Source organism: uncultured Imperialibacter sp. (genome assembly GCF_963974565.1).
GTDB classification, from domain to species: Bacteria; Bacteroidota; Bacteroidia; order Cytophagales; family Cyclobacteriaceae; genus Imperialibacter; species Imperialibacter roseus.
Map to the genome: position 1 here is coordinate 124135 of NZ_CAXBCJ010000002.1, position 17337 is coordinate 141471.

Here is a 17337-nt window from a genome sequence, read left to right on the forward strand (position 1 = left end):
TGACTACGATTAATTCAATACATGGATCACTACGGCTTTCTCTCGCTCCTCCCTCCTGTTATCGCCATTTTTCTCGCTATTCGCACCAAGCAGGTGTTTGTTGCGCTTGTTATAGGCATTTGGCTGGGCTACGTCATTCTGGCGGGGTGGAATCCTTTCATAGGGTCGCTGAATACTGTGCAGGCTATGGTGGACGTGTTCAAAGATGACGGAAATACCAGAACGGTGATCTTCACCTTGTTTATCGGTGCTCTGATTGCCTTCATTCAGCGGTCTGGCGGTGTGGAGGGCTTCATTGTTTATGTGAACAAAAAAATGGAGAGCGCTCACAAGGATAATGTAGAAAAAAAGAGCCTCTATGTGAGGCTGCTGGCGGGCATAACGGGGATGCTCATTTTCGTGGAGTCCAATATTTCAGTGCTTACTACAGGCACATTGTACAGACCACTCTTTGATCAGCTGAAAATTTCCAGGGAAAAGCTGGCCTATATATGCGACTCCAGCTCAGCGCCTTCATGCATTTTGATTCCGTTCAATGCCTGGGGAGCCTATATCATGGGCTTGCTTCTTATGCAAGGCTTTGAGCGGCCTTTTTCTACACTTTTTGCCTCGCTCCCATTTAACTTTTATCCATTGCTGGCCGTTGCTTTTCTTTTTTGGATCATCATTACCAACAAAGATTTTGGGCCGATGAAAAAGGCCGAAACCAGGGCTCGTGTGGAGGGCAAAGTAATTGCAGATGGCGCCACGCCGATGATATCAGAGGAGATTACCATCATAGCACCCATTGAGGGCAAGCCCCAGCGGGCCATCAATATGCTCGTGCCCATCGTGACCATGGTTGTGATGATGCCCATTTTTCTGGTTTATACTGGCTGGAGTAGTATCAACTGGTCGCAGCAGCCCGGCATGTTTGACGCCGTCTTCGAGGCCATAGGCGGTGGATCAGGCTCTGCCTCTGTTACCTATGCCGTGATCACTTCGCTGGCTGTGGCGGCTACCATGTATGGCCTGCAGGGCATCATGACCGGCAAAGAAATGATTAACCTGACGCTAAAAGGCATGAGCGGGATGATTTCCATGGCACTGCTCATGGTGCTGGCCTTTGCCATTGGAAGCCTTTGTAAGACATTAGGCACAGGTTTTTACGTTGCGGAAGTGACAAAAAGCTGGTTGTCGCCTGCGCTGGTGCCGGCCATCGTGTTTGCAGTGAGCTGTTTCATTGCTTTTTCTACAGGCACCTCCTGGGGCACTTTTGCGATTATGATCTCCATTGCTGTGCCCATGGCGCAGTCATTTGGAACCGATCCTCATGTAGCCATTGCTGCTGCATTGGGTGGCGGCGTATTCGGAGACCACTGCTCTCCCATTTCCGACACTACGATGATTTCGTCTATGGCATCTGCTTCTGACCACATCGACCATGTGCGAACCCAGATGCCCTATGCACTTGTGGCTGGTGGCATCACAGTGGTGCTGTACCTGATTGTGGGTTTTGTGACACTTTAAGGCCTGATAGACAGGTCAACTTTTTTTCCTCATTTCTCGTATTGGGTCATTTGTAACGCTAACCAGCTGTTCAAATGAGCTTTCATATACTTGAGATCAAATTCAACTTCAATGGCACCGAAGAGGCCATTTACCCAACAGTCATTCAATCGGGCAATGAATCCTTGCTCATCGACTGCGGCTACGAAGGCTTACTGCCGAAGCTGGAAGAGGCCTTGTGTGAGGTCAACCTTTCCTTCAATGAACTAACCGGCATTCTCATCACCCATCATGATATCGACCATATGGGAAGCCTTTTTGAAATAAAGGCGAAGTATCCACACTTGAAGGTTTGGTCTTCAGATCTGGAAGCGGGGTATATCGACGGCAGCAAAAAATCGCTTAGACTGATCCAGGCTGAAGACACCTATGATCAGCTCCCGGTGGCTTACAAAGAAGGTGCACGCTATTTTATTGACCAACTAAAGTGAATGAAAGCTGTTCCGGTGGATAAAGTCTTTGGGCTGAATAAAGAGGGTGAGTTGCTGGAAGGAGTTGAAGTAATTCATACGCCAGGTCACATGCCAGGCCACGTTTCCATCTACTTGACGCATCGCCAAACCCTGATAGCCGCAGATGCTGTAGTGGTGGAAAATGGAGAGCTGGAAATAGCCAACCCCCAATTCACCCTGGACATGCCAACGGCCCTTGCATCGGTTAAGAAGCTTGAACGACTAGCCATAGACAGGCTCGTCTGCTACCACGGCGGCTTGTTCGGCAGGGATGCCAGTTCTGCGCTTTTAAACCTTACAAAAAGGTATAAGGCAACGCAGGTGAAGGCGAATACAGTCTAATCGGCGTTATCAGGCTGTTACACTCATAGTCGACACTTTCCTCAACAACACAACAAGTTCTTCGATCTTTATCGGTTTGCTGATATAGTCGTCCATGCCTGCAGCAATGCAAATGTCGCTGTCGCCCTGCATAGCGTTTGCCGTCATGGCTACAATTGCGGGCTGGTCGCCAGGTAAGGCCCGTATTTGTTTGGTGGCCTCAAGGCCATCGAGCACAGGCATCTGCACGTCCATAAACACAAGGTCAAAGCCTCCGCTGCGAACAGCATCCACGGCGTCCTGTCCATTTTGAACGATTACCGGACTGTACCCCAGCTTGCTCAGCACTCTCTCGGCTAGTTTTTGATTGACCAGATTGTCCTCGGCAATTAGCACTTTGAGTGCGTGCTTTTTCGAAAACTCTGCGTTCAACTGGTTAGATGTTGCTGGCTCCTCTTTTGGTTTATGCGTTTTCCCCTTTAGCTGGTCAATAATCGCCTTATAAAGCTCACTTTGGCGAACTGGCTTCGTGAGCACTTCGGCAAACAGATCGATGTATGTCTTGTGATGATCGTTGCCCAAGGAACTCAAGAGGATAATGGGCGTATCCTTATGTAGCTTTTTCAAGCTTTTTGCCAGCGTCACTCCGTCCATTTCCGGCATATGCATATCTGTGATGATGAGGTCGAAAGCACCTTGTCGTTTCACCAGTTCGATAGCTTCGCTGCCCGATGTGGCGACTGAGGGTGCCAACTTCCACAGCCCAAGCTGGTTACTCAAAATTTTCAAATTGGTAGAGTTATCATCAATCACGAGCACCTTCTTTCCCTCCAAGCCTGCAACATTGAAATGCACGTAGGTTCGCAGCGCCTGCTGGCTTGTGCCAACAACTATGTTGAAGGAAAATACCGTACCAACACCAGGAGTACTTTGCACCTCAATTTTTCCACCCATCAGGCCCACCAGTCGCTCGCAGATCACCAGGCCAAGGCCGGTTCCCCCATACTCACGGGTGGTTGAGCTATCGACCTGCGAAAACGGCTTGAAAAGGCGTTCTATCTTGTCTTCATGAATTCCTATGCCAGTATCGCTCACATCAATTTGCAGTCCCAATGTGCCATTTGAGCCATGTCCCAGTTTTACATTCACGAAAATCTCTCCGTCTTTGGTGAATTTGATAGCATTGCTAACAAGGTTTACCAATACCTGTTTCAACCGGTGACTATCCCCAACTACTTGCGTAGGCACATTGTACCCAATCTGGTAGATGAGGTCCAGCCCGGCCAAAGTCGCTCTGTTTGCGAACATATCCAGCACTTCTTCGATACAGTTTCTCAGGTCAAAGTCTTTCTCTTCGAGCTCGATATTGCCTGATTCAATTTTTGAGAAGTCAAGTATGTCGTTGATAACGTTCAACAGGCCTTCACCACAAATCTTGATCGTTTCTGAATATTCCTTTTGTTCGTCGTCGAGGGAGGTTTCAGCCAGAAGAGAGGCCATTCCCAACACACCATTCAATGGTGTTCGAATTTCGTGACTCATAGTAGCCAGGAAAACGCTTTTGGCTTTGTTAGCTTTTTCTGCCTCCAACCTGGCCTCACGTTCCTGATTCGTGGATTTCTCCAGCTGTTTGGTTCTTTCCTCTACCTGCTTTTCGAGCCTAAATTTTTGACTTTTTACTCTTCCCATCTTAATCCGGTAGTAACCTACCAGAAGACCTGCCACAGCGAAGCTGGAAAATACTTTGAACCACCATGTAAGCCAAAATGGCGGCGATATCGATATTGCAAGGGATGCCTCATTTTGAGACCAATGACCTTCGTTGTCAAGACCCCGAACCCGGAAAATATAGTCGGCGGGATCTAGATTGGTGTACGTAACGGCATTTTTTTCACCAATCTCGATCCAGTCCTCATCAAAGCCCTCCAACATGTACATATACCGCTTTCGAGACGGTTTGGTGAAATTCAACGAAGCAAACTCGATACTAAAAACTGTCTGGTCGTGTCGGAGGAAAACCTCCGTGGCCTCACCGATGCTTATTTTTAAGCCCTCATCTGACAAACTATCGGTGCTGACGGCTAGCTCCTCATTGAACACTTTGAAGCTGGTGATTGCAATGGGAGGATCAAAGGCAGTATCAATAATACTGTCAGGCACGAATTGATTGAAGCCATCGTTGCCCCCAAAGTACATCGCTCCTGAGGTGGTTTTTAAAAATGCATGGTCTTTGAACTCCCCTTTGAGCAGGCCATCATTGGATGTGTAATTTTTGAATGTTTTGTTTGCTCTGTCAAATTTAGACAGTCCTTTATCAGTTCCGATCCACAGGTTATAATGGTTGTCTTCTAAGACACCGGCGACAATATTATTAAGCAGCCCGTCCCTTACCTGAAGAGCGCTGAAAGTATTTGTCTGTTTATCGAGAATATTGAGGCCATTATTGGTACTCAGCAGTATGTTGCCGCTGGAATCTTCCAACACGTTATAAATCACGTTGTTGCTTATCGACCCAGGGCCTTCTCCTTCTTTGAATACCGTAAAATTATCTGTGGCTGGGTTGAACTTATTGAGTCCACCACCCTGCGTGCCTATCCAGAAGTCACCCTCGCTATCCTCAAGAAAAGAAGTCACACTATTGGAGGATAAACTAGTTGAAACTTCAGGGTTGTTAAGATAATGCCTAAAACTTCCCTTCTCTCTTTGAAAAACGCTGACGCCCCCGCCGAAAGTGCCTACCCAAATATTTCCTTTTTTATCTTCATATATACGCCAAACGTTGTTGCTTTTGAGGCTTCCAGGTTTGGTTGGATCACTTTTATAGTGGGTAAACTTATTTGTGATACGGTCGTAGACTGTCAGGCCGTCGGCCCAGGTGCCAAACCAAAGCTTGCCTTCGTGGTCTTCCATAATGGTTAGCACATAGTCGCCGCATAAGCTATTGGGGTTGTTGCCGTCATGCCGATAGTGTGTGAAATTACCTGTAGCCGGATCGAAAAGATTGGCGCCACCTCCATCCGTACCTATCCAAACAAGCCCGTCAGCATCTTCCATCATACATAATACCTTGTCGCTGCTGAGGCTATTGGCAGACGGGTTGTATTGAAAGTGGTTAAATTTATTGAAATCGTTGTCGATATAATTAATTCCGCCATTGAATGTACCGATCCAAATCGTTCCCTTTGAGTCTTCAATGATACTCCATACCGAATTGCTCGTCAGGCTAAACTGACTGTCATTTTCTATATGATTTACAAAAGTCTTGCCCTTTGGGTCGTACACTGACACACCGCCGTTTTCAAGACCAATCCAGATATTTCCATTGGCATCTTCCTCCAGTGCATATATGCTTTCTGTTACTAAATCTCCTGGTGAATTCACTTTTCTAAAACTGGTTTCATTTTCTTTCATCAGGTTGAGCCCACCCTCTATAGCCCCTATCCAGATGTTTCCCTTCTCATCTTCCATGAGTACCCGAACAGAGTTGCTTGCAAGGGTGTTGGGATTGGCTGGATCATGCGTAAACTTTGTGAAAGATTTTCCGTTGGGGTTCAGCAAATAGAGGCCGTGGGCATAGGTTCCCACCCATACCCTGTCCTGGCTATCAACCATTACGGCTTCGACAGTCGATCCGCCCAGGCTTGTAGAGTCGCCTGGAATGTGAGCGAAATGTGTAAACGTTAGGGTGGTATTGTCAAAAAAGTCAAGAGTGCCATTTTCCATGCCGAGCCAAAGATTATCATCCTTATCGATCGCAAGCGTCTTTACCAGATTGCTGCTGATGCTGGTAGAGTCTGCGGCGCTATATTTGAACCGATAAAACCTACCCTTTCGCCGGTCGTACATACTTAAACCGCCTCCCCAGGTTGCTACCCAAATATTACCCTGGCTGTCTTCAACCAACTGTTGAATGTAGTTGCTTCCAATCGTCGTGCTGTCGTCAGGCTCTTCGGTGTACACGGTAAACTTGTAACCGTCGTACTTATTGAGTCCATCACGGGTACCAAACCAGAGAAACCCCCGGCTATCTTGCAAAATGGAAATAACGTGACTGTGTGAAAGGCCATTGTCGGATCCGAAATGTTCGAACTTCAGGCGCTGATTTTGGGCCGCAACAGTAAAAACAAGTGCTAGTAACAAAAGAATTGACAATAAGACCGCAGCAATGCGCTGTTTCCGGATGTCTGCAAGGTTTTTCATAAGAGAGTGTTGGGTAAAATTTCTGGTCAATGGTCTCGCAATAGATTGCGGCTATCTCATGGCGATCTCAGCTTCGATGTCTATGACCAATTGAAGAAGGGCGGCGCTCAGCCTGGATGTATACTGGGCGATCAGCAGTGGATGCTGGGCGTAAAATGCGTCCTTGACCTTCTCAATCAGGGTATTGACGTGGTGATCGTCAATCATATCGATGCTTACCGTCACCTTATGGCAAACGGTAGAGAATGCTGCCAAATCTCCAGTTTGCAATGATTCCTGTAAGGCGATATGAAGCTCTTTAACATTGTCAATAAGGAGAAGACATAGTTCTTTTTTAAACTCCTGATCATCGTCAGTGTAACTGGAGAAGTCGATATTCAGTGGCTTTGGCTGTTCGAGAGTTACTGCTGTATTCATATCATTTAATTTAAGAGCGTCATACTAATAGAAGCTGACACAATGAGACGAAAAACTTTAGCAGCCACTTCATCTGAATATGTCCAACTTATATGAACGTAAATTTACGGGCAGCTCAACGGGCAATTTTGGGTTTACCATGTAGTTTCTTACATCCGTAGTTAAATCGCCGTTATAGGAAAAATTGCAGAGTATCAGTGAAATACAAGAGATTTTGGCATGATTAGCGTTGTCGGGCACCCTTAGGTAATCCTACCCTGTCGTTATAAACTTTCAAATGGGGATAGAAAGGTTACATGGTTTTGGGATTCTATAATTCCAGCAAATTGCCTGAAGACAAAAAAAACTGCCTCTTTCGAGGCAGCTCCACTCTATAAACTCACTGGGTAATTAGTATTTAGCAGGCTTGTTTGGGCCTGGCAGGGACTTCTGAATGAAATCCCTGATATCGTCATTGGAAGTGACCAAATCTTCGGCTCTGAGATACATCATGTGGCCGCTTCTGTAGCCCTCCCACCGCAATCTGTCTTTTAGCTTACCACTGGGATCCATCTGCCACATCGAATACTTGGCGTTGAAGTAGTCGGTGCCACCATCATAATAACCTGACTGGATCATTACGTGCATGTAAGGGTTCTGAGCCATGGCCTGGCGCAGGTTCTCGCCGGTTTGATCGCCACTTCTGTCCCATGGGTGCACTGGCCCGAAAAGGTTGTATTGCAAATCAGTTTTGAAATTGAGCACGTCTCTCAAGTAATAGTTGATTGCCGGAGCAAACTCGTGGTTCCACATGGTCAGCGCAGGGTCGTAGTCACGACTGTCACCTGCATCTTGTCTGTCAATGCCTTTGTAGCGGCTGTCGAGCCTGCCCACAGTCATTCCCTGATCTCTAAGCAGCTCCTTCCAGTAAAAGTTGGTAGGTATCGCCAAATTGTGTTGTAGCAACACAGACTCCTTTATGCCTGAGTATCTCGACATTTTGGCCGCCACCTCTTTCCTTTTGGCTTCACTGATAAACCCACCTCTCGTCATGGCTGGAATCACTTCGTCGATGGTGTACTCCTCTACTTCAGGCAAAATCTCATCAAGGTCTTTGGCTTGCAAATCAGCGGGAAGCATTTTATGGTACCAGGCTGTAGCAGCATAGTAAGGCAGGTACAATGCATCATGCACAGGGCCGTCACGGTCAATTCCAAGGCCAGTAGGTGATACAAGGATTACTCCGTTAAAGTACATCCAATGTGCATTTTGCAGCTCCAGTGCCAAGCCTGAAACCCTGGTGGTGCCGTAGCTTTCCCCAATGATGTATTTGGGCGATGACCACCTGCTTACTCTGGATACAAACACATCCAGCCAGTCAGCCAGGTATTTGATGTCGGCATTCACGCCAAAAAAGACAGACTTCTCCGCTTTTGGATCCAGGATGCGGGAAAAGCCTGTGTTCACAGGGTCGATATAAATGATATCGGCAACATCCAGAATGGAATTCGGGTTCTCCTTCACACCATATGGCTGCAACGGGTAGCCCTCGCTATCGATATTTAATACTCTCGGGCCGGTGTAGGCAATGTGCATCCATACCGACGCTGAGCCGGGTCCACCGTTGAACGAAATCACAAGCGGTCTGTTGGCCTTGTTCGTGATGTCGGTCCTTTCATAATAGGTATAAAACATGGAGGCTATTACCTTGCCATCCTCATTCCATACCGGCTGCGTGCCTGCTGTGGCTTTGTAGGGGATTTTCTTGCCTTTGATCGTCACCTCATGTATGGTAGTGATTGCTGACTCAGCTGGCAAGGTTCTTTCTGGCATCGCTGTCGCTTTCTCCTGCGCTCTGACCACGGAAGAGGCACAGAAGACCAGCAGCAAACTTCTTAAAAGTATCTTTTTCATCATGATTGGTATATGTCAGTTGATTTGAACCTGAGAAAAGTAGGGAAATATGAAATTCGTTCGTTGCGAATCTTGATAGAAATCTCATTGAGATGTTGAGTGGTAGCCACTGGTGGAAGAATGTGCACCAGGTGGTAAAAAAATGAAGCTGTCTCAAAAGCTCAGACGTTGACCCTGAGCCTATGAGACAGCCTTTCTCCGTTTTCGTCAGTTTCTACCTTTTACTGTTTATATCTACCATTCCACTGTAATCGGCCTTGATTTTACTCAGCAGATCCGACAACTCCTCATACCTGTCGTAAGCATCTTTGCCGGGCATCTGGTCGGCCCTGTTCAACATGAAAGAAAGGTACCGGATTTGATCCACCAGCATCGGCTGCATGTATATTCCTTCCGGGGTAGTTACCTGATCCTGAAGCGCCTGAAGAGCCATCAATTTCTTCCGGGCATTCCCTGACTTGTTTCCTTCCAGGGCCTTCACAGCCTGCTTAATATCATCTTCCAAATGGCTAGCCTCTGACAATAAGTCTCTTACCTGCAGCGCCAGCTTTTCCTGAGCCAGCAGCTCTTCCTGCGTAACACCAGCATCAGCAGCTTTCGGGTCAATCAGCACATCGAAGCTTTCACTAAAGGTGTTACCACCAATGGTAAACTTAGCCGTATAAGTTCCGGGAGATACCATGGGGCCGTTGCTGAACGCCCTGCGAGCATCGGCACTCCAGGCTCCCATGTGAGTCAGGTCCCAGTTGAAGCGGTTGCTGCCAGCCTTGTTAGGCAGTCCTGGCTTCCCTCCTTTGGTGAAGAAGCCTGTGGCCATATCTGTGCTTCCCTTGTCACCTTTAGGCCTGGTGGCACTGGTAAAAGAGCTGATGATATTACCGTCCCTATCCGTTATTTCCAAAATAATGTCCGACTCTGATTTGTCTTTAAGATAATAATCGATGGTGACAGCAGCGTCGGGATACTCGGGGTACTTCCCTTCTCCGTTATATCTGTAGCGGAACCGATGAGCTGTTTCGGGTTTGAACAAATGAGCGCCCTTAGATGACACGGTCTTGATCGAATGCAGTGCACTTATATTGTCCATTATGTAGAATCCCCTGCCCATAGTGGAAAGTATCAGATCGTTGCGAAACACCTTGATGTCGGTAATGGGAGTAACTGGCAGGTTTTGCTGAAACGATTCCCAATTGGCGCCATCATCGAAGGAGATGTACAACCCGAACTCTGTGCCGGCATAAAGTACTCCTTCTTTTTCGGGGTCTTCCCGGATCGTTCTTGTTGGTTGATCGTCGGGAATGCCATTGATGATGGCTGTCCAGTTAGCGCCGTAGTCTGTAGTTTTGAAAAGGTAAGGCTTCCAGTCACCCAGCTGATAGCGAAGCACAGCCACGTACGCCTTTCCTTCCTGATGCGGTGAAGGCTCCACACAGTCAACCCTGCCGCCCTTTGGCATTTTTGGTGTCACGTTGGCCCAGGTTTTGCCTCCGTCTTTGGTTACGTGCACAGGGCCATCGTTGGCGCCCACCCAGATCAAACCTTCCTTCATGCGTGACTCATTGATATCGTAAATAGTGCTGTAGTATTCTTCTCCCGTAACGTCACGGGTTATAGGGCTTCCTGAAATCACCTGCTTGTCTGTTTCGAAAGCTGTGAGGTCGGGTGAAATGATTTCCCATGTTTTACCATCATCCACCGTCTTGTGTAAATACTGCGAACCATGATAAACCACTCCCGGCGTGTGGAATGAAGCGTGAACCGGGGCTACCCGCTGAAACCTGAATTTAAGGTCTTTTGGGTTGTGCCCGTAAATATTTGAAGCGCCAACGTAATATTGCTTTTCTTGCCCTGTGCGTTTATCATACACACCGAAGCGGCCTTTACAATTCGAATAAATAATGTTGGGATCACCAGGTTTTGGCACTGCCGGGCCTGTTTCGCAACCTCCAACTGCCATCCAGTAGCCTACAGCCCCTGACGGGTGATCATAAGGTGGAGCGCTGGGCACTGCTATCGTTGAGTTGTCCTGCTGACCGGCGTATAGCCAATAAGGGTACTGATCATCGACTTCTACCTGGTAGAGCTCGGCTGTTGGCTGATTGTTTTGTGTTGACCAGGAGATGCCGCCATTGAGCGTTACATTGGCCCCTCCGTCATTGGACTGTATCCAAATCATCGAGTCATTTGGGTTGATCCAAAGGTCGTGATTGTCACCATGAGGTGGATTCAGCCTTGTCCAGGTTTTACCTCCATCCCTGGACCTAATGCCCGGGTTGGCCTGAGAGAATACGTCGGATGCATTGAGCGGATTCACATCCACATTGGTATAATAAAACGGTCTGTTGACCAGGTCTTCGTTGTCGCTTACATGGACGAAAGATTCCCCCTGATCGTCGGAGCGATAAAGCCCCTGCTCCTTTACTGGTGCTTCTACAATGGCATAGAGGCGAAGTGGATCAGCTGCACTCACTCCAAGGTCTATTTTTCCAATAAGCCCTTTTGGAAGCCCTTTCGTCTTCTTCTCCCAGGTTTTTCCGCCGTCTTTCGACTTGTATATTCCACCTTCCTGGTATCCCCCACTGATGATTGTCCAGGGTGTTCTTTTGAACCTGTACATTGCTGCATATACGATATTTGGGTTATTGGGCGCAAACTCAAGGTCCACTGCTCCTACTGAGTCGGAATCATAAAGCACCTTGTCCCAGGTAGTCCCTCCGTCAGTCGTTTTGTAAACGCCCCGCTCTTCATTGTTTTGAAAAGCCTGCCCCATGGCTGCCACAAAAACAGTTTTCGGATCAGTTGGGTGAATTTCCACGGCACCAATTTGCCCCACTTTTTCAAGGCCGAGATGAATCCATGTTTTCCCTGCATCGGTTGACTTGTAAACACCTTTCCCCGTGATCACATTTGAGCGAATACCGTCTGTACCTGTACCCACGTAAATGATGTTCGGATCGGTGGCCGCTACCCTGATGGCACCAATCGAGCCAGTGGCAAAATACCCGTCCGATATGTTTTTCCAATTGATCCCATAGTCGGTAGTCTTCCAAACGCCACCACCAGTTGCCCCCATATAAAATGTGCCTGGCTCGCTCGGGACACCTGTTACCGTGGTTACACGACCACCCCGGGTTGGCCCAACATTTCGAAACTGAAAAGCCTGGTAGATCTGTTTTTCGGATGGCTGAGCGTGCAAAGGAAAATTAGCCAGAATAGCCAGCAGAACGGCTCCGAAGGCATTTAGGAGGGCACTTTTTTTCATGAGTAAGGTTGCTTGTTCTTATGCCCCGAAGTTAGAAAAGTTGGTTCACAGGGTTAAGCCGTTTGTATAAAACTGGCTTAATACGAAACTTATGAACAGGTCAAGACTGCTAACTCTGCTCCTCCACAGTCTTCTTTCCCGACGACTTTTTACCAATGCTTCTGGTAAGCTTAGACACATGGCCCTGAACTAATCGATCGACTTTTTCTCCTTTTCCAGACAACTTACTTCTCATAAAACTTTCAAGCGGCATTAAACAAAAAGCCACCGCTACCTGTAAAAAGAAGGACAACACTGGCGATGAGTTCGTCTCAAAATTTGCCTCTACAATCGTCTGGATAAACTCAATAATCATGATGATGGTGAGGAACGTGAGCAAACGATTAAGCACCAGCACAACCATACTGTTGCTTTTGGTAAGCCTCGAACTCAAAAACAGCAGCATAGCGAAAAACAGAAACTCGGCGGCATAAAACCAAGGCCGTTGCCAATACGGCGGCACAACGGTAAAGAAAATAGACTCAAGCGGCTTCACAACACCAAAGCTATTGCGGGTTTCTACCTGTAGCTCATACTTATCGGACGGCAAATACGAGAACTGAATCGTATTGTTATTGGGCGACCACTCCGACCATTGCTCATTCAATCCAAGCAGTCGGTACCTGTACTCAATCTTAAGGATACCGGAATATTCTGTTTGATGGTAGAAAAAGCTCAGCGAGCTGTTCTCCTGTTCCACCCGCAATTTGGTTCCTATCGGAAGTAATTGATTATTGACCGACCTGATGTGCTTCAGGAATGGATTATAGTTGGCTTCAAAAGCCTTGTTGTGGTCAATGCGATAGAAATTGTTATCAGCGGTCACCACCCACAAATCACCCTCTTTTTCAAAATCAATTGAAACAATGTGGTCAAATAGGTTGAGAAAAGTAAAGGCACTATTGGCGTCGGTTTTGGGGCCCATTTTATGCCAAAATCTTCCGTCAGAGACGAGCAAGTGGCCGGCGGAGCTTATATAGCGGCTGGGCTCCGACATCCCGAGCCAGTCAAATTTCTCAAGCCCGTCACCAGCTAGTTTGAAAAAGCCTTTTGCATGCATAAATACCACGCCAAGGTTGGCGTCGTCGATGCCTATTACGGGGTCAAGGTAGTCGTTCTTAATGGGAACCTCCCCCGCTTCGACAAGCATATTATTCTCAATCTTAGCCCAATAGAGCTTCTGCGACGTACAAAGCCAGATTTTGCCAGTTCTGTCTTTGAAAATGAACTGGATAAAATCATCTACATTCTCAAGTAACGTGGTTTCTTTCCATTTTCCAGCTTCGTTCACAACCGTTAGCAACCCGCCCCGGTATGTTGATATAAGAATAAGGTTCTGGATAGGGTCATAAAATACCCTTCTCACCGCTTCGGAATATATTTGAACTGCTTCGTCTTCTTTGACAATAAACACTCCTGCCAGTCCGGCTGCCATCATTTCATCATCGTTAATGGGCACCAGTTGGTTGATCCGGCCTTCTACTCCCTTTATTTTCTTATAAACATAAGTGATGCTTTGCAACTCCTTCTTCACCCTCCTTACCATGACCGGCTCAGCAGTAGCAGTCTTCTTTTTTCCTCCAATTTGACTTCTGGCCTTGCTGATGGCAGTAGCGACAACGGCTTTCTTAGGTGCCTCCGGTTCTTCTTTCTTCTCTTCCGTGGCTTCCTCCCCTTTATTCTTTTTCAAAAAAGAAAACAAGCCGCCCTTTTTCTTTTTATCGTCCTCTGGTGCTTCCTCAGTAACAGGCTCCTTTGTCGTCTCTTCTACTTTGTCATCTTTTTTATTGAAACGCAAAAATGAAAAAAGGCCGTCGCCATCCTTTTTGTCTTCTTTTCTGTCATCTGCAACGGTTAGCTGCGTGTCGGGATTCTTTTTTATATAGTAGACGATCTCATCAAAGTTCTTGACCTGATCCAGATAAAAGAGCCCCAGGTTGGTGCCGGCAAATACTCTTCCGTCAAAATGCCGCGAAGTATACAGCGTGCCATCAAGCCCCGGGTAGTAGTTGTATGACTTGAAGGGAATGTTTGGAGACACCCTGGTGTATCCATAGGGATGCGCTACCCACAGCCCGGTGTCTTTGTCCCTGAACAATGTCTGGGTTTCATTGTCGGGCAGTCCGGTATGAAAGTTGACGATCTGATCCAGCTTTCTCCCCTTCGCATCAACAAACACAACCCCTCCTCTTAAGGTGCCCACCGCCACGAGGTCATCACTCATCCAGGTCAAAGAAAGAATCCTTGCTTCATCCAAATATCCCTCATCGTCGAGTTTCAGCGGCACTAGCTGACCGCCAACAATCTGGAAAAGTTCGTTTTTTCTATTGGCACCAATCCATTGGTTGCCCGCCGACTTACTCCACTGCAACCAGGGGCCTTTCTCTACAAATCTCGGAGGTAGCACGCCCTGCCCTCTGATAAGAAAGGTGGTGTCCGCATTGAAAGCAACAAGCTTTGCGTCAAAAACACCAATTTGTGTGACAGGTAGCGACGTAGCTATTTTTTCCAGTTTTTTTGACGACGGACTATAAGAAAAAGCACTTTTTCCGTCGGTCATCACGAGCTCTTCACCATAACTAATGAGCTGTGTCATTGAGGACAGTTTGCTTAAAGAGTCGCCCAAATTTTTGAACGCAAGATTTCCAAAACCGTCAGTAGTGAGCATGCCAAAGCCATATGTACCTGCCAGGTAAATGACAGAGTCGTTGAGCGAGATAGAAAAAGTTGGCCCAGGGGTTTCTATCAAGTCCCAGCTGGTGCCATCAAATTGCAAAAGCCCCTGTCTGTTGGCAAAGTAAAGTCGGCCAAAATCATCTTGCTGGATACTATAATTGATTTGATCCCGTTTGTTTGCTATGGGAGTAAAATGAGTTTGGTAGTAGTAGCCTGATTGGGCTACCGCCGTAGTAGCAATTGAAAGAAATAGAAGCAGGCCAACAAGTAAACGTCTCATATGGGATCAAGGTCGAACCGTTAAATTACAGAATTTCGCAATGCTACGTAACTGCGAACGATTAAGAAGTTGTGAATACTTTTTGAAAGGCAGTATTGGGACTTCGGACTTATTTGAATACCAGCTGAAGCCACCCGTAAAACTCCATTAGCCACGCCACCCCCACATGAAGAACCACCCCACCCCATATGTTCCGGCTGTTAAGGGAAATAATGCCTAAAACATAGCCACCAATAGCTGAGCTTATAGCTTCCGTCATTGGCTTGCCAAAGTGCAGAAAAACATAAGACGGCACCATAACAAGCACGGCATAATTCCCAAAATACCGGTAGAATGCCAGCACCAGCAGACCCCTGTAGAATAGCTCAACCGACACGAAATCACTCCCGTATGCTATTTCATAAATAAGCAGAGGCCACCATTGACTAATCCCAAGCTCAGTCGCCAGCTCTGGCCCTTTGGTGCGCATGTAGCGGGGATAGTAAGCCTGCAAGTCCTGAAAAAAAGACGCAAGGCCGATTACCACCACCATACCCATAAACATCAGTGCATAAGGCTTCCAGTCCCAGTGAGTAGAGCGTAATCCGTAAAACGATTTGTATTTCTCCTTTTCAAAAAGCAAATAAAGGATCACCACGGGCAGCAAAACATTAACAAGGCTATCTGCCTTTCTAAATGTGTAGCTGGCAAAATAGTATTCGTTGCCATTCAGCCCGGCGACCAATCCATCAAATGGTTTCCAGTATTGCGACAAGCCCGACACTGCAAACACCAGGGCGGCCCGCAACCAAAAGCCAATGTCTTTTACCCATGACTTTTCTCCTTTAAAATAATAAACAAGAAGGGCTGCAACCACAAAAGGAAACATATTGAAGGCAGCAACAAGCAGCCACCGGAGAGCAGGGCTATGCCCTTTGATGATATAGTCATCGTAAAACCCGAGAGAAAAATTGAAGCCAACACTTACACCTATAAAGAGCACAAGGCTCAGGTAAAGACCTGGATGGAAATTAGCCTTTTGAAAATCGATTAGCTGACGAATGAGTGCTTTCATATTAGAATCTATAGCTAATTTTAGCCCGCATATATCGGTGGTTTTCAGCTCCTTTCACTTCTCTGGACGTAGTTTTAAATGACAACTCGAAGTCAGCCTTTTTGTAAGCCAACACAGCGCCGTAGGTTTGACGCAAAACCGCTTTTTCCGAGCTTTCATGGTACATGCTCTCCGGTCCGATAAAGTTACCATCAATGGTGGCATTATAAAGCACGTAACTTCCCTGCCAGCATGCCACCAGGTACCACTCAATGAGCTTGCCACTCCCCTTTGCTGTATTCAAAAGACTGTTAGTTAAATGGCTTTGGTTCAAACTCCCTGGCAAGCCATACCTTACTACCACCTCCTGCGACACCTGATTGATCACTGTGCCTGCCGACATCGATGTGGAGCTCACCAAGTCAAACTTTTCACTAAACGCCCATTGCTTTAAATAGGAAGGTGTCAAAGTCAACACCGGCGTATTGTTAATCTGGTAATCCCAACCCCTGGGAAGCCGTATGCCCAGGCTGCCGTGCCACCACCGCATCAGCTCTGCTGTTTTAATCGCCGGACCAAGCCAACCCACATCCGCTTTCATGGTAAAAGCACTTGATGGTCTGAGATAATTCAGTTGAACTCCCAGGGTAGCCATCCCGGCATAAGGTCGGTCAAGCTGCTCTAACTTGTCCCACAGGATGTTTTTGGGCGTGTAGATGTAATGAGAGAAAACAATATCGGAAGAGTATTTGCTACCTTCTTTTGGGTGGCTGAAAGGTAGTCGGCTCCTCAAACTACTGTAGGATCCAAATATGCCACTTGAGTAGTACCGGTCATAACTAGTGAAGAAGTATGCATCGTTGTCAACGGTGAGCTGAACCTGTCTCACAAACGTGCTATCCGAACCGCTTCCAGTGACGACATGGCCCCCCCACGCCCACCCCTGAAACCCAAACACTAAACATAAAAGAAAATTGATCTTTCGGGCCATCAAAAAGCTACTTTCAGGGCGTTCTTTTTTTGAAGGGCTGAAGTTAAACTATTTTTCAGATACGGTCATCCCATGCATTGGGCAACTTCCGAAGCCGTGAGCACAAAAAATGGGTAGAAAAGCAAAGCCCCGATAATTATCGGGGCATGCTTAGTATATGAGTATTAGCACAGTAATGCCTAAATATCGAATAAAATTTGAATAAATCTTAATATTACCGTATTA

The 17337-nt window shown here is 46.9% G+C and carries 8 protein-coding genes and 1 pseudogene; 2 read left to right on the top strand and 7 right to left on the bottom strand.

The genetic code is table 11. The annotated features are described in order from the left end of the window. The first annotated feature begins 21 nt into the window (after positions 1-21). Both AAC052_RS03365 and AAC052_RS03370 read left to right on the top strand, forming a co-directional pair. The gene (locus AAC052_RS03365; RefSeq protein WP_339810925.1) at positions 22-1509 is read left to right on the top strand and encodes a Na+/H+ antiporter NhaC family protein; all 1488 of its coding nucleotides are present in this window, start codon (positions 22-24) and stop codon (positions 1507-1509) included. Positions 1510-1583: 74 nt separating this feature from the next. After that, positions 1584-2342: pseudogene (locus tag AAC052_RS03370) on the top strand (MBL fold metallo-hydrolase). Positions 2343-2351: 9 nt separating this feature from the next. Here AAC052_RS03370 and AAC052_RS03375 read toward each other — a convergent pair. The 7 genes from AAC052_RS03375 to AAC052_RS03405 all read right to left on the bottom strand — a co-directional run bounded on the left by AAC052_RS03375 (position 2352) and on the right by AAC052_RS03405 (position 17112). Beyond that, positions 2352-6521 (bottom strand): two-component regulator propeller domain-containing protein, encoded by a 4170-nt coding sequence (locus tag AAC052_RS03375; protein ID WP_339810927.1) that lies wholly within the window; start codon positions 6519-6521, stop codon positions 2352-2354. 51 nt (positions 6522-6572) lie between these two features. After that, a complete protein-coding gene (locus tag AAC052_RS03380) occupies positions 6573-6938 on the bottom strand; it encodes a hypothetical protein (RefSeq protein ID WP_339810928.1) in 366 nt (121 codons plus the stop codon). A 390-nt stretch (positions 6939-7328) separates the two neighbouring features. Beyond that, positions 7329-8831 (bottom strand): carboxypeptidase, encoded by a 1503-nt coding sequence (locus tag AAC052_RS03385; protein ID WP_339811441.1) that lies wholly within the window; start codon positions 8829-8831, stop codon positions 7329-7331. A gap of 214 nt (positions 8832-9045) precedes the next feature. Beyond that, the gene (locus tag AAC052_RS03390) at positions 9046-12093 is read right to left on the bottom strand and encodes a glycosyl hydrolase (RefSeq protein ID WP_339810929.1); all 3048 of its coding nucleotides are present in this window, start codon (positions 12091-12093) and stop codon (positions 9046-9048) included. Positions 12094-12202: 109 nt separating this feature from the next. Then, entirely contained in the window at positions 12203-15088 is a 2886-nt protein-coding gene (locus AAC052_RS03395; RefSeq protein WP_339810930.1) for a triple tyrosine motif-containing protein, read from the bottom strand. 109 nt (positions 15089-15197) lie between these two features. Continuing rightward, positions 15198-16142 carry a CPBP family intramembrane glutamic endopeptidase gene (locus AAC052_RS03400; RefSeq protein WP_339810931.1) on the bottom strand — a complete coding sequence of 315 codons (945 nt, stop codon included), beginning with the start codon at positions 16140-16142 and terminating at the stop codon, positions 15198-15200. 1 nt (position 16143) lies between these two features. Next, complete coding sequence (locus tag AAC052_RS03405) at positions 16144-17112, bottom strand: lipid A deacylase LpxR family protein (protein WP_317491677.1); 969 nt, start codon at positions 17110-17112, stop codon at positions 16144-16146. Positions 17113-17337 lie beyond the last annotated feature (225 nt).

Coding starts and splice junctions, on each gene's coding strand:
- AAC052_RS03385 (WP_339811441.1), bottom strand. CDS start 8,831: ATGAAAAAGATACTTTTAAGAAGTTTGCTGCTGGTCTTCTGTGCCTCT.
- AAC052_RS03395 (WP_339810930.1), bottom strand. CDS start 15,088: ATGAGACGTTTACTTGTTGGCCTGCTTCTATTTCTTTCAATTGCTACT.
- AAC052_RS03405 (WP_317491677.1), bottom strand. CDS start 17,112: ATGGCCCGAAAGATCAATTTTCTTTTATGTTTAGTGTTTGGGTTTCAG.
- AAC052_RS03375 (WP_339810927.1), bottom strand. CDS start 6,521: ATGAAAAACCTTGCAGACATCCGGAAACAGCGCATTGCTGCGGTCTTA.
- AAC052_RS03365 (WP_339810925.1), top strand. CDS start 22: ATGGATCACTACGGCTTTCTCTCGCTCCTCCCTCCTGTTATCGCCATT.
- AAC052_RS03390 (WP_339810929.1), bottom strand. CDS start 12,093: ATGAAAAAAAGTGCCCTCCTAAATGCCTTCGGAGCCGTTCTGCTGGCT.
- AAC052_RS03400 (WP_339810931.1), bottom strand. CDS start 16,142: ATGAAAGCACTCATTCGTCAGCTAATCGATTTTCAAAAGGCTAATTTC.
- AAC052_RS03380 (WP_339810928.1), bottom strand. CDS start 6,938: ATGAATACAGCAGTAACTCTCGAACAGCCAAAGCCACTGAATATCGAC.